Below are 13755 nucleotides of genomic sequence, written 5' to 3' on the forward strand. Positions count from 1 at the left end.
AGGTGAGGAACAAGGGAGGCCGACGGCATCGGCGTCACGAACGAAGAGTTCGCAGGTCACGTGGTCCCGGCATCGCGGGCAAATAAATACTCTCACGGTCCGGGCCGTTGTGTGAACTCTCAAGCGGCGGCAGCCGCGCGCACTAGCGTGGATGGCGTGACCGAGAACAGCGCCGCCGCAGCGGCATCCTCCTCCGCCCCCGTCGCACCGCGCCGCCCGACCGAGCGCCGCCATCACGGCGACACCGTCGCCGACCCGTATGAGTGGCTGCGCGCGAAGGATGAGCCCGAGGTGATCGCGCACCTCGAGGCCGAGAACGCCTATACGTCCGCCCGCACTGCGCATCTGGAGGGCCTGCGCACGCGGATCTTCGCCGAGATCAAGGGCCGCACGCAGGAGAGCGACCTGTCGGTGCCGACCCGGCTGGGATCGTGGTGGTACTACGGCCGCACGGTGGAGGGCCGGCAGTACGGCATCCAGTGCCGCGCGCCGCTGGCCGCCGCCGACGACTGGACGCCGCCCGAGCTGTCGGCCGACGTGGACGTGCCCGGCGAGCAGGTGCTGCTGGATGCGAACGTCGAGGCCGACGGGCATGAGTTCTTCGCCGTGGGCAGCTTCGAGGTCAGCACCGACGGCACCAGGATGCTGTACGGCGTCGACGTCGAGGGCGACGAGCGCTACACGCTGCGGGTGCGGGATCTGGGCACCGGGCAGAACCTGCCCGACGAGATCCCGGGCACGTCGGCCGGGGCATCCTTCTCCCCCGACGGCCGGTTCATCGTCTACACGACCGTCGACGACGCCTGGCGGCCCGACACGGTGTGGCTGCACGAGCTGGGCACCCCGGTCGCCGACGACGCGAAGCTGTTCTACGAGCCGGACGAGAAGTACTGGGTGGGCGCCGGGTTCACCCGCAGCGAGAAGTACCTGGTCATCGGAGTCGGCTCGTCGATCACGAGCGAGGAGTGGCTGGTGGATGCCGCGGACCTGCGGCAGCCGCCGCGCGTGGTCTGGCCGCGGGTGGAGGGCGTCGAGTACGACAGCGACCACGCCGTCGTGGACGGGCAGGACGTGCTGTACATCCTGCACAACCAGGATGCGCTGGACTTCGAGCTGGTGCGGGTGGCGGCATCCGACCCGTCCGGGCCGCGCGAGATCGTCCTCCCGCACCGCCCCGGCGTGCGGCTGCTGGGGCTGTCGACGTTCCGCGACGTCGCGGTGCTGGGCTACCGGCGCGAGGGCCTGGCCCGGATCGGACTGTTCGACTACGCGACCGGCGCCGTGACCGAGCTCGACTTCGACGAGCCCCTGTATGCCGCGCGAGTGGCCGGCAACCCGGAGTGGGCGCCGCCGGTGCTGCGGATGGGCTATGCGTCGTTCGTGACGCCGGGTACCGTCTACGACTACGACCTGGCGACCGGCGCGAAGCTGCTGCGCAAGCGGCAGCCGGTGCTGGGCGGCTACGACCCGGCCGACTACGGGCAGTCGCGCGAGTGGGCCACCGCGGCCGACGGCACCCGGGTGCCGATCTCGCTGGTGTGGAAGCGCTCGTTCGGCGACCCCGGCGGCGCGCCGCGGCCGCTGCACCTGTACGGCTACGGCTCGTACGAGCACTCCATCGAGCCGGGGTTCTCGGTCGCGCGGCTGAGCGAGCTGGACCGCGGCGTCGTGTTCGCCGTCGCACACGTGCGCGGCGGCGGCGAGATGGGCCGGCAGTGGTACGAGGACGGCAAGCTGCTGCACAAGCGCAACACCTTCACCGACTTCGTGGACTGCGCGCGGCACCTGGTCTCGTCGGGCGTGACCACGCCCGACCGGATGGTCGCCGAGGGCGGGTCGGCGGGCGGCCTGCTGATGGGCGCGGTGGCCAACCTCGCACCGGAGCTGTTCGCCGGCATCCTCGCCGATGTGCCGTTCGTGGACGCGCTGACGACGATCCTCGACCCGACGCTGCCGCTGACGGTGATCGAATGGGACGAGTGGGGCGACCCGCTGCACGACGCCGGCGTGTACGCCTACATGAAGTCGTACACGCCGTACGAGAACGTGCGGGATGCCGCCTACCCGCGAATCCTCGCCGTGACCTCGCTCAACGACACCCGGGTGCTGTACGTGGAGCCGGCGAAATGGATCGCGCGGCTGCGCGAAGTGGGCGCCGACGCGCTGCTCAAGTGCGAGATGGCCGCCGGCCACGGCGGCGTCAGCGGTCGCTACAATGCCTGGCGCGAGCGCGCGTTCGAGCTGGCCTGGCTGCTCGAGGTGGTCGGCGTCGCCGCCGCCTAGGCGCGGCATCCCCTGCCCCCGGCGGCATCCGCACCGGCCGCCCCACCCGAGACGAGACCGCCCCCCACCAAGCGGTCTCACAACCGGCGGGTCCGCACCGGCCGACCCACCCGAGACGAGACCACCCCCACCAAGCGGTCTCACAACCGGCGGGTCCGCGCCTTCGGACCCACCCGAGACGAGACCGCCCCCACCAAGCGGTCTCACCTTGGCGCGGCGCGGCGTGAGGGCGCGACACAAGGTCGCACAGGGTGCGCAGCGCCTCCTCCCCAGGCAGGGGCATGGGATTCTGCATCCACATTCTTGGCCTTGACCGCGCACCGACGCCGTTGCGTGCTGCTTACTGGTGTGATGACTCGCGCGTCGCCGCTGCCCTCGCCGCTGGATCGAGGACCGTTCTCCATCGCCAGCGCGTCGGCCGCCGGCGTGGCGAGATCCCGGCTCCGTGCGAACGACCTGGTCATCCCCACCCGTGGCGCGCGAGCGCTGCGCAGCGAACCGGCATCGATCCCCGACGATGAGACGCACTCGGTCCGGTTGGAGCGGATCCACGCAGCTCTGCTCGAGCGGGCTGCGCAATTCGCGCCGGTGCTGGCGCCGACCCAGTTCTTCAGCCACGAAACGGGGCTTGCGCTGCTTGGTGCGCCCATGCCCTTCACCGAGGCCGACTCCCGCGAGCTGCACATTTCCGCGCGGCATCCGGCGTCCAAACCTCGGCGGGCGGGTGTCGTCGGGCATCGCCTTCGTGAACGTGCACCCTCGCGATGGCATGCTCGCGGCCTGCCGATCGACGATCCTGCGCGGCTGTGGCGACAGGTCGGCCACTTCTGGGAACTGGACGATCTGATCGCTGCGGCGGACTTCCTCGTGCTCCCCCGCCGCCGGCTGATCACGATCGATGCTCTCCGCCGCGAGATCGAACGGGCGGGGGATGTCGCCGGCGGCATTCTCAGTCGTGCACTTGCCGAGGTTCGAATCGGCGCAGAGACCCACGAAGAAACGGTGCTCCGGCTTGCTCTGGTCCGCGCAGGGCTGCCAGAACCGGAGCTGAACGTCGTGCTTCGCGCGCAGGATGGCCGCTTCGTCGCCCGACTCGACCTCGCGTATCGCAGATATCGCGTGGCACCCGAACACGACGGCCGGACGCATGCGTTCAACGAACAGCAGTTCGCGAAGGATGCCGACCGCTGGGATGACATCCGCGCCCAGGGCTGGAACCATGTGCGCATTTTGAGCCACCACCTTCATCCGGATGCGCAACCGGCGATCGACAAAACGACCGAGGCCCTGTTCGCCGCGGGCTGGCGCCCTGGCCGTGCCTGACTCCAGGGCAGCCCCGGTCTCGCGTCAGATCGGTGGACCGGCATCCACCCACCCGTTATGAGACCACCATCAGCGCCCGGACGCACATCCGGCGGGCGGACCGGCATCCACCCACCCGTTATGAGACCACCATCAGCGCCCGGGCGCAGATCCGGCGGGCGGGCCAGCATCCACCCACCCGTTATGAGACCACCATCAGCGCCCGGGCGCACATCCGGCGGGCGGACCCGCATCCACCCACCCGTTATGAGACCACCATCAGTGCCCGGGCGCAGATCCGGCGGGCGGGCCAGCATCCACCCACCCGTTATGAGACCACCATCAGCGCCCGGGCGCAGACGAGGCGGGTACGAACCCGACATTCCACCGGTACTGAGACCGGGACGCACCGCCAGGCGGCCAGCCGGGCGGTGCGTCCCTCTGCCCGGTTGACATCTACAGGAGCGCCCAAACGAGCGACGCCTCAGCCGAAGAGCGCGGCGGCCTCGTCGTAGCGGTAGCGCGGGACGGTGTTCAGCTCGCCGAGGGCCTCCTCGAACGGCACGCGCACGATGTCGGTGCCGCGCAGCGCGACCATCTGGCCCCACGCACCGTCGACCACCGCGTCGGCCGCGTGCAGCCCCAGTCGCGTGGCCAGCACCCGGTCGAAGCCCGACGGCGATCCGCCGCGCTGGATGTGTCCCAGCACGGTCGAGCGCGTCTCGATGCCGGTGCGACGCTCCAACTCGGGCGCCAGCACGTCGCCGATGCCGCCCAGCCTCGGCCGGTTGAAGGCATCCAGACCCTTGGCGCTGTATGCCTCCGCCATGCCGGTCAGCGTGAAGCCCTCGGAGACGACCACCAGCGGCGCGCGGCCGCGATCGTGCGCCCGGGTGACCAGGTCGCAGATCTCGTCGATCGACATCGGCACCTCGGGGATGCAGATGGCGTGCGCGCCCGCGGCCATGCCCGCATGCAGCGCGATCCACCCGACGTGGCGGCCCATCACCTCGGCGATCATGCACCGCTGATGCGAGTCACCGGTGGTGCGCAGCCGGTCCATCGCGTCGGTGGCGATGTTGACGGCGGTGTCGAAGCCGAACGAGTAGTCGGTGGCGCGCAGATCGTTGTCGATCGTCTTGGGCACGCCCACCACGTTGATGCCGTCGTGCGAGAGACGATCGGCCGCGGCCAGGGTGCCTTCGCCGCCGATCGCGATGATGCCGTCGAGGTGATGACCGTAGAGGGTCTTCGAGATGTTCTCGGCACCGCCGCGCACCCCCTCGTAGGGGTTGGTGCGGCTCGTGCCCAGGATGGTGCCGCCGACCTTGGACAGGCCCTTGACCTCGTGCCGGGTCAACGGGAAGAAGTCGCCATCGACGACCCCGCGCCAACCGTCCCGGATGCCGACGAACTCCAGACCGTATGCCGTCGTGCCCTTCAGCACGACGCCGCGGATGACCGCATTCAGGCCTGGGCAGTCGCCACCGCTGGTCAGGATGCCGATCTTCATGCTGCCGTCCTAATTTCGGGGAAGGGTATCGGGCGACGCTGCCTGGTTCGACCCTACTGCGCGAGACCGCGCAGTAGCCACCGCCACCAGCGCCGCCGGCGCCGCCGGCGCCACCACCAGCGCCGCCGGCGCCACCACCAGCGCAGGCGCCGCAGGCAGCACAATCCTCAGTCGACGACGCCCAGCGCCTGCCGAGTGAGGTGCATCAGCGCGGACAGCTGCACCGAGTCGCTGGAGAGCGGGTCGACGGCCTCGCCGTCCAGGGCGCGCGCGGCCAGGGACTGCTTGGAGTCGATCAGCTCGGCGATCTTCGTGTCGATCGTGTGCGCGGCGATGATCCGCCACGCCGTGACCGGCTCATCCTGCCCGATCCGGTGCACGCGGTCGATGGCCTGCGTCTGCTCGGCGGCAGTCCAGCTCAGCTCGGCCAGCACGACGTTCGACGCCGCCTGCATGTTCAGGCCCACGCCGGCCGCCGTCAGCGAGCACACCGCGACGCCGACCGTCGGGTCGCCGTTGAACGCGTCGATCGCGTCCTGCCGGGCGGGGGTGCTCTGATCCCCTCGGATCGACACGGACTTCAGGCCGGATGCCGCGAAGTGGGCTTCGGCGGCATCCATCACGTCGATGTGCTTGGCGAAGAACACGACCTTGCCGACCGAGCGGTGCAGCTGCACGGCGTAGTCCGCCGCCAGCAGCGCCTTGGCCTGGCCGATCTTGCGGACCATCGTGAACACGTTGTCCCCGCCGGTGCCGGCGGCCTTGGACTCGTCGAGCTCGTTCTGCGCGACCATGCGGATGATGTCGTCGTCCACCTCGCCGGGCGCGAGCCCGCGGTCGCCGCGGGCCTGGATGATGCGCCGGTAGCGATCGGCCAGGCGCTGGCCGAGCTCGCGCTCGGCCTGGCGGATGGAGCGGCCGTACTCGTCATCCAGCTCGACCGGCAGATCGGCGATCAGCTTGTCGGGCAGGTCGGCGGCGACATCCTTCTTCTTGCGCCGCACGATCCCCATCGAGATCACCGCGTCGCGGGCCTCCGGATAGAACGCCTTGTCGGCGGGGGTCAGCCCGGTGGCATCGAGCTTGGCCATCAGCTCCGGGCCGGGCTTCTGGCCGGTGGTCCAGCCGAGGAAGCGCCAGATCGCGTCGAAGTCCTCGACGTCGTTGATCAGCGGCGTGCCGGTCAGCGCCAGCAGCAGCGGGTCGGCGACCTGCTCGCGGATGCGGGATGCCAGCGCCAGCACGTTCTGCGACCGCTGCGAGCTGAGGTTCTTGATGAAGTGCGCTTCATCCACGACCAGGCCCTTCAGCCCGAGCGTGCCGAGCCAGGACAGGTGACGGTCGAGGATCTCGTAGTTGATGATGAAGATGTCGGCGAACGCGTCGATCTCCTCACCGTCGCCGGAGATCACGGTGGCGCGGCGCTGCGGCGTCCACCGCTGCACCTCCCGCGCCCAGTTCATCTTCACGACGTTGGGGACGACGGCCAGCAGCGGATACGCGCCGGCGATGGATGCCGCCAGCACGGACTCCGCGGTCTTGCCCAGGCCCGGCTCATCGGCCAGCAGGAACGACCGGTGCCCGGCGCGCACGGCCTCCAGGAACCGGGACTGGTGCGGCATGATCTCCAGCCCCTTGGGCGAGAGCCGGTCGAACTCGGGCACGGGGGGCAGGTCCATCGTGGCGGCCTTGCCGCCGGCGCCGGAGGAGAACGCCTTGTACAGCGGGCCCATCAGCTCCCAGCTGTCCAGCCGCCGGCGCGGCGTGGCCGCTGCCGCCCGCAGGACGAGGTCGGGGGCCAGGAACGGGTTCGACTCGCGGCGGGCCTCGATCTGGATCGGCACGACCTGGCGCTCGGCCAGGGCCGCCGGCACGACGGTGGCCTGCACCGGGGCGACATCCGTGATGATCAGCTCGTCGGGCGGCAGATCGGCACCGGACTCGAGCAGCCAGTCGCGGCGCATCCGCTTGGCGACCGGCGAGGTGGCCGAATCGGCCTCCAGCAGCTGGATCAGCGACGTGTCGCGCGCGGCGGTCTTGGCCAGGATCGTGGCCACGCCGTCCAGCCGCTTCAGCAGCTCGGTGCGCACCGCGTCGCCCAGTTCGCCATCGGACTTGACGCGAGCACGCTCCTCGCGCACGAGGAATGCGATCACCTGGAACTTGACCCGGTTGGTGGGGCCGAGCTTGCCACGCTGCGCCTTCGCCTCGACCTCGCGCACCTTGCGGGCGAGGATCGGGATGATCGGGGCTTCGTCGTCGTGGCGGGCGGACGAAGACTTCCGACGATGAGCGGATGTCTTGGCGGCGGTTGCCGTGGTCGGCATGCTTCTCCTGAGAGTGGTGCCGGGTGCACCGACATGCGTCGATGCGAACCGGTTCGGGCTGCGATACCCCGCAGGCGGCTCGGGTGCCGGGACACACGCGGGGCGGACGCGGTCGTCGGCATGCATCGCTTCTGCGATGTGCCGGTTGCGCACCCGCCCACATTCTACGGCATCCGCGGCCCTCCCGCGGCCATTCGTACTGTGGCGCTCCGTGCGCCAGACGCCGGCCGCACACGCCGCCCGGGCGTTTCCGGGCTTACAGTGTGGCCGTGGGCGATTCGATTCCGGATGCTGCGGCCGACACCTCGCGACAGCAGCGTCTCGTGCTGTGGATCGCCATCCTCGCGTCGTTCGTGTCGTTCCTGGACGGCACCGTCGTGACCGTCGCGCTGCCGGCGATCGGGCGGGAACTGGGCGGCGGGCTGGCCGCGCAGCAGTGGATCGTGGATGCGTATCTGATCACGCTCGGCGCCCTGATCCTGGTCGCCGGGTCGCTCAGCGACGTGTTCGGGCGGATCGTGGTGCTGCGCATCGGGCTGATCGGCTTCGGGGTCGCGTCGCTGGCGATCGCGGCGGCACCGGATCCGCTCTTCATGATCATCGCGCGCGGGGTGCAGGGCATCGCGGGTGCCCTGCTGGTGCCGAGTTCGCTGGCGCTGATCACCTCGACGTTCCGGGGAAAGGCGCAGGCGCGCGCGATCGGCACGTGGACCGGGGCCACGACGGCGGCGATGCTGGTGGGCCCGGTGCTGGGCGGCGCGTTCGTCGACCTGATCTCGTGGCGGGCGGTGTTCCTGATCAACGTGCTGCCGATCGCCGCGACGCTCTGGCTGCTGGTCGCGCTGCACCAGAAGGACCACCGCGAGCCGGGCGTCGCCGTCGACTGGATCGGGGCCGCGCTGTGCACCGTGGGCCTGGGCGGCACCGTGTTCGCCCTGATCGAGCAGGGGCGGCTCGGCTGGGCATCGCCGGCCATCTGGGCCACGGCCGCAGGGGGTGTCGTGTCTCTGATCGGCTTCTTGATCCGCCAGCGCACCGCCCCGCAGCCGATGCTGCCGCTGAGCCTGTTCCGGATCCGCAACTTCTCCGCAGGCAACCTGTCGACCGCGTTCGTCTACGGCGCGTTGGCGCTGAACGGCCTGGTGCTGGGCGTGTATCTGCAGCAGGGGGCGGGGCTGTCGGCGACCCTGGCAGGGCTCGCGAGCCTGCCGTCGACAGTGATCATGATCGTGTTCAGCTCATACGTGGGCACCTGGTCGGGCAAGATCGGGCCGCGCCTGTTCATGACGGTCGGACCGCTGGTGATGGCGGTCGGGCTCGCTCTTCTGCTGACCGTGCAGGAGGACTTCAACTATTGGACCCAGGTGCTGCCGGCCGTCGTCGTATACGGCGCCGGACTGACGCTGACCGTGGCACCGCTGACGGCGGCGATCCTGGGAGCGATCGACCCGACCCGGTCCGGCATCGCATCGGCGGTGAACAACGCCGTGGCCCGCGTCGCGGGCCTGATCGCGGTCGCCACCCTCGGCGTCATCACCGCGGGCGTGCTCGACCTGGACGGCTTCCGCCGCGCAGCCGTGGTCACCGCCGCGCTCATGGCGATCGGCGGCATCATCGCCCTGATCGGAATCCGCAATCCGGCACGCCCGGCGGAGGTGGCGGCGCAGTCGGACGGTGCGTCGGGTGTGCGAGCGCCGGATGGCACCGCGGCCGGGCGCGCGCCGGATGGCACGGCACCGACGGCCGACGGCGCACGGCCCGGCCAGACGCCGAGCAGGACGGCGCCCGTCGTCATGCCGGACGGGGCGGCACCCACCGCGATGGGAGGCACCGACCTCGGACAGTGAATTCACGCCGCGCAGTGTCCGCGCCGCGCGGACGCGGCACTCTCGTTCGCGTCCTGAACCTCCCGCTCGCGCACTGCCGAACTTCGCGCTCACCGACCCCTGAACCGCCCGTTCACGCGCTGCTGAAACCCCTGTCCACACAGCGTCTTGGTGTCTGAACGTCAGGGTCAGCAGGGCGTGAGGCGGAAGTTCAGGATGCGAAAAAGGGACGTCCGCGGCGGAGCCCGCCGTCCACGACCTGGCTCCAGAGGTTGCTCGTCCAAGAACTGGGCCGCCGGGCGATCCGGCGGCCCGAGAATGCACTGGCCGGCGGCGGCGCGGATGGCCTCAGACTTCAGCAGCGTGGGTGCGACTGAGGCAAGGGGCGACCTCAGGAGCGCGGGCGCGGTGCAAGCGGCGGGCGGCCTCGGCGACGAGGTCAGGACCCGTGCTGCGCCGGCGGCGCGGCCAGCACGCCGTCCGCGGCGGGCAGCAGCCCGACGACCAGCTCGTCAGGCGTCACGCCGCGCCGCTGCGCTTCGGCTTCGATGCGGTCCACCGTGGCACGGCTGAGCCCCGCACGCCGCACGTCGGGCATCAGCAGCGAGAGCACCGGCACGACGACCGCGCCCAGCGCCGCGAGGATCGACGAGACGCCGAGCACGCGCGGGAAGATCTGATCGTCCACGGTGTCGGCCGCCCAGATCAGCCAGACGATCATGCCCAGCACGACGGCCATCAGCACCAGCGTGACGGCCAGTCCGACGCGCACCGCGCTGCGCCGCCGATCGGCCAGCAGCAGCAGCAGGGATGCCAGCGACAGCGCGACGGTGGCGGCGATCGCCGTCCAGGTGACCTTCATGAGGTTCTCCCAGGCGGCACCGTACTCGCCGTCGTACCAGATCTGCCACACCGCCAGCCCGGCTCCGAGCACCGCGATGATCGATCCGACCACGCCGACCGCCCGCAGCGGACGGCTCAGCAGAGCGGCGCAGCACAGCACCGCGATGCTGAACGCTCCCACCGTCGCAGTCGTGCCGAGCACGCGCAGCGCGGTGTCGCCGAGCTCCGCCCCCAGCAGCACGATGATGCCGCCGATGGCAGCGAGCCCGAAGGCCACGATGATCAGGGTGACAATCGTGCGACGCAGCAACGTCAGCGGGCGGCTACCGGGATCGATGGTCGTCATGTGACGAATTGTCGCACCTGGCGCACGTCCTCCGCCATCTGCGTCTTCAAAGCCTCGATTCCGTCGAACGCGACCATGCCGCGCACCCGCTGCACGAACTCGACCTCGACGTGATGCCCGTACAGATCCAGCCCGGTCTCGTCCAGCACATACGCCTCGACCACGCGCACCGGCACGTCGTCGAAAGTCGGGTTCGTGCCGACGCTGATGGCCGCCGGATGCCGGATGCCGGGCCCCGGGGCACCTGCCGGCCCCTCGTCGACCAGCCATCCCGCGTACACGCCGTCGGCGGGCACGAAGCCCTCGAGATCGGCACTCAGATTCGCCGTCGGAAAGCCCAGCGCACGCCCGCGCTTGCGGCCGTGCACGACCTCACCCCACACCGTGTGCGGTCGGCCGAGCAGCATCGTGGCGGTCCCGATGTCGCCGGCGGCCAGCGCCTCGCGCACCCACGTCGACGAGACTCGACGCTCCGACGCGTCCGCGCGGACCTCGTCGATGACGTCGACCCGATAGCCGTACCGCCGGCCCAGCCGCGCCAGCAGCTCAGGGTTGCCGGCGCCGCGATGCCCGAACCGGAAGTCGGCGCCGACCAGCACGGTCCGGGCGGCCAGGGCCTTCACGAGCACGTCCGCGATGAAGTCCTCGGCGCTCTGGGCGGCCATCGCGGCATCGAAGCGCAGCACCAGCGTCGCATCGATGCCGGTTCCCGCCAGCAGGCGCAGCTTCTGGTGCAGGCCGATCACGTCTTCGGGGCACACCTCGGGGCGCAGCGTCGCAAGCGGATTGCGGTCGAACGTGACCGCGACGACCTTCGCACCGCCGCCGGAGGCGGCATCCGCCCGTGCGCGGGCCAGCATCGCCCGATGCCCGGCGTGCACGCCGTCGAACTTGCCGATCGCGATGACACCGGGCCCGAACCCCGCCGGCACCTGGCCCGGACCGTCGAAGACGATCATCGCGTGGTCACCGCCGGGGAGTCGGCATCCGCGGCCTGCACCACCGCCGGGCGATGCGTGATCAGCCACCACAGCCCGAAGAACGGCAGCACGAGCGGGATGAAGACGTAGCCGATGCCGAAGAACGACCACACCGTCGGTTCGGGGAACAGGTCGGGGCGCACCAGGCTGAGCGTGCCGATGGCCAGCACACCGACCAGCTCGAACGAGATAGCGACCCACGCGACCCGGTACCAGAGAGGGTGTCGCGAGGCCAGGACCAGCGCGATCGTGGCGAGGATGTACACCACCGCCGAGACGGCCGAGAGCGTGAACGCGAGCGGCGCGTGATGGAAGCGCTCGATGATCTGGACGAGGGAGCGGCCAGTGGCGCCCAGGGCGAGGATGCCGTAGACGACGACCAGGACGCGACCGATACCGGTCATCCGCGATGAGGGGGCACGAGTTGACATGACCGTCTCATCTTAGGCGGGCTCACATGCCCTGGATCGTCCAGATCACCTGCATGCGCCACACCATCACGGCCACGGCCAGGGCCGCGACGCCCATGATCACGGTGCTCCACCGGCTGCGTTCGATCAGCGCCCAGACCACCCCGGCCGGCGGCAGCAGCACCGCCGAGACCAGATACACCCAGTACTCGAGCAGGCTGCCGCTGGGCGGGTTGCCGGCGAAGGGCGCCACGATCGCGATCACGACCTGCGCGATCAGCAGCAGCTCCAGCAGCGCGAGCACGCCGACCGACAGGTCGGACGGGCGTCGGCCGACCAGGCCCAGCACGACGCACAGCACGCCGCCCAGGGCCGCCACCGCGACCGCGATCAGGGTGAACCACAGGATCATGCGGGCTCCTCGGGCATGTTCATGGCGCTCTTGATGTCGGTGCCGCGCCGCTCGACGATGCCGATGAGCGCACCGTCCGGTGCGATGGCCGCCGCGTGCGGGCCGTCGAAGGCGAGCCCGGCGACCCTCTTGCCCTGGCGCAGGTCGCGGGCCTGATCGGCGTCGGCGGCCAGGGCGGGCAGCACGGCCACGGCGACGTCGGCAGGCGTGCGCAGCGTCGCCGCGGCGAGGTCGCCCACGGATGCCGCATCCGAGACCGCGAACGGACCCACCCGGGTGCGCCGCAGCGCGATCAGGTGGCCGCCCACGCCGAGGTCGGCGCCCAGATCGCGCGCCAGGGCGCGGATGTAGGTGCCGCTGGAGCAGTCCACGACGACGTCGAGGTCGCGGCATCCGTCGTGTTCGCGCGCAGCGATCACCTCGAAGCGCGAGATCACGACCTCGCGGGCGGCCAGTTCGACGGACTCCCCCGCGCGGGCCAGGTCATAGGCGCGCCGGCCGTTCACCCTGATCGCCGAGACACGGCTGGGCACCTGCGCGATCGGGCCCGTCAGGCGCGCGACGCCCGCGGCGATCGCATCGGGGGCGAGTCCGGATGCGTCGGTGCGGGCGGTGATCTGCCCGTCGGCGTCGTCGGTGTCGGTGCTCTGGCCGAGTCGGATGGTCGCCGTGTAGGTCTTGTCGAGGCCGACGAGGTAGGTCAGCAGCCGGGTCGCCGGCCCGATGCCCAGCACCAGCAGGCCGGTCGCCATCGGGTCCAGCGTGCCGGCGTGGCCGATCTTGCGCGTGCCCCGGGCCTTGCGCGCCCGCGCCACGACATCGTGGCTGGTGACCCCGGCCGGCTTGTCGACGAGCAGGATGCCGGTGCCGGATCCCATCAGCACGAGTCCCGGAACACCTGCACCGGCCGGTCGGGATCGGCGACGTCCACCAGCGCGGCGGCGTGCTGCACCGGCTGCTCGCGCAGATACGCGAACTCGACGTCCGGGTAGGGCGCCTGTGGCGACCGGCCCGCACGCGCCGCATACTGCGCTTGTGGCACCTCGAGCCACACGGCGAAGTGCCACATGCCGCGCAGCGTGGCGGTCTGCAGGAACGGTCCGTCCACCACCAGCACGGCGTCTTCGGGGCCGGTGACCCACCGCGCCTCGGCGGCCTGGTTGCGGCGCTGATCCCAGGCGGCCAGTTGGAAGCCCGTCGTCGAGGAGGTGTGCACGCCGTTGCGGAACGGGTCGACCAGCACGCGCCGGAAGAGCTCTTCATCGAACCACTGCGGTGCGCGGTCGGTGCCCGAGCGGCGCTGGGGCGGCAGCAGGAAGTCGCCGGCGGATGCCCGGAACACGGCAGTGCCGTCCTCGCCGAGGACCGCGGCGAGCTCATCGGCGAACGCGGCGGTGCCGACCAGCGGCAGCGCGTCGACGGCCACCAGGATGCGCCCGGCCGGGTGGTTCTGCCGCAGCTGGGCGCGCAGCTCGCGCAGCAGCGTGTTGGCGGGGGTGATGGGCAGGCGCAT

General features: G+C 71.0%; 11 protein-coding genes. 3 read left to right on the plus strand and 8 right to left on the minus strand.

Annotated elements, in window-relative coordinates:
• The first annotated feature begins 156 nt into the window (after positions 1-156).
• Both ABD705_RS04935 and ABD705_RS04940 read left to right on the plus strand, forming a co-directional pair.
• The gene (locus ABD705_RS04935; protein WP_344781166.1) at positions 157-2283 is read left to right on the plus strand and encodes a S9 family peptidase; all 2127 of its coding nucleotides are present in this window, start codon (positions 157-159) and stop codon (positions 2281-2283) included.
• 351 nt (positions 2284-2634) lie between these two features.
• Positions 2635-3606 (plus strand): hypothetical protein, encoded by a 972-nt coding sequence (locus ABD705_RS04940; protein ID WP_344781168.1) that lies wholly within the window; start codon positions 2635-2637, stop codon positions 3604-3606.
• Positions 3607-4069: 463 nt separating this feature from the next.
• Here the strand turns inward: ABD705_RS04940 and ABD705_RS04945 are convergent, their stop codons facing one another.
• Together ABD705_RS04945 and ABD705_RS04950 are read right to left on the minus strand one after the other, a co-directional pair.
• Entirely contained in the window at positions 4070-5098 is a 1029-nt protein-coding gene (locus ABD705_RS04945; protein WP_344781170.1) for an ATP-dependent 6-phosphofructokinase, read from the minus strand.
• 167 nt (positions 5099-5265) lie between these two features.
• Positions 5266-7425, minus strand: a complete 2160-nt coding sequence (locus ABD705_RS04950; RefSeq protein ID WP_344781172.1) for a DEAD/DEAH box helicase — start codon at positions 7423-7425, stop codon at positions 5266-5268.
• A gap of 269 nt (positions 7426-7694) precedes the next feature.
• Here ABD705_RS04950 and ABD705_RS04955 point away from each other — a divergent pair, with 269 nt between their 5' ends.
• The gene (locus ABD705_RS04955; RefSeq protein WP_344781174.1) at positions 7695-9272 is read left to right on the plus strand and encodes an MFS transporter; all 1578 of its coding nucleotides are present in this window, start codon (positions 7695-7697) and stop codon (positions 9270-9272) included.
• Between the two features lie 418 nt (positions 9273-9690).
• Here the strand turns inward: ABD705_RS04955 and ABD705_RS04960 are convergent, their stop codons facing one another.
• The 6 genes from ABD705_RS04960 to ABD705_RS04985 are packed head-to-tail and all read right to left on the minus strand — an operon-like array spanning position 9691 to position 13755.
• Positions 9691-10440 carry a hypothetical protein gene (locus ABD705_RS04960; RefSeq protein WP_344781176.1) on the minus strand — a complete coding sequence of 250 codons (750 nt, stop codon included), beginning with the start codon at positions 10438-10440 and terminating at the stop codon, positions 9691-9693.
• The gene (locus ABD705_RS04965) at positions 10437-11399 is read right to left on the minus strand and encodes a bifunctional riboflavin kinase/FAD synthetase (protein ID WP_344781178.1); all 963 of its coding nucleotides are present in this window, start codon (positions 11397-11399) and stop codon (positions 10437-10439) included. The genes ABD705_RS04960 and ABD705_RS04965 overlap by 4 nt, the downstream gene beginning before the upstream one ends.
• A complete protein-coding gene (locus ABD705_RS04970; RefSeq protein ID WP_344781180.1) occupies positions 11396-11851 on the minus strand; it encodes a hypothetical protein in 456 nt (151 codons plus the stop codon). The genes ABD705_RS04965 and ABD705_RS04970 overlap by 4 nt, the downstream gene beginning before the upstream one ends.
• 22 nt (positions 11852-11873) lie before the next feature.
• Positions 11874-12242 (minus strand): hypothetical protein, encoded by a 369-nt coding sequence (locus ABD705_RS04975; RefSeq protein ID WP_344781181.1) that lies wholly within the window; start codon positions 12240-12242, stop codon positions 11874-11876.
• Positions 12239-13120 carry a tRNA pseudouridine(55) synthase TruB gene (gene truB, locus ABD705_RS04980; protein WP_344781183.1) on the minus strand — a complete coding sequence of 294 codons (882 nt, stop codon included), beginning with the start codon at positions 13118-13120 and terminating at the stop codon, positions 12239-12241. Before truB ends, ABD705_RS04975 begins: the two co-directional genes overlap by 4 nt.
• Entirely contained in the window at positions 13120-13755 is a 636-nt protein-coding gene (locus ABD705_RS04985) for a nucleoside/nucleotide kinase family protein (protein WP_344781184.1), read from the minus strand. The genes truB and ABD705_RS04985 overlap by 1 nt, the downstream gene beginning before the upstream one ends.

This window comes from Microbacterium kribbense (genome assembly GCF_039537285.1).
Lineage (GTDB): Bacteria > Actinomycetota > Actinomycetes > Actinomycetales > Microbacteriaceae > Microbacterium > Microbacterium kribbense.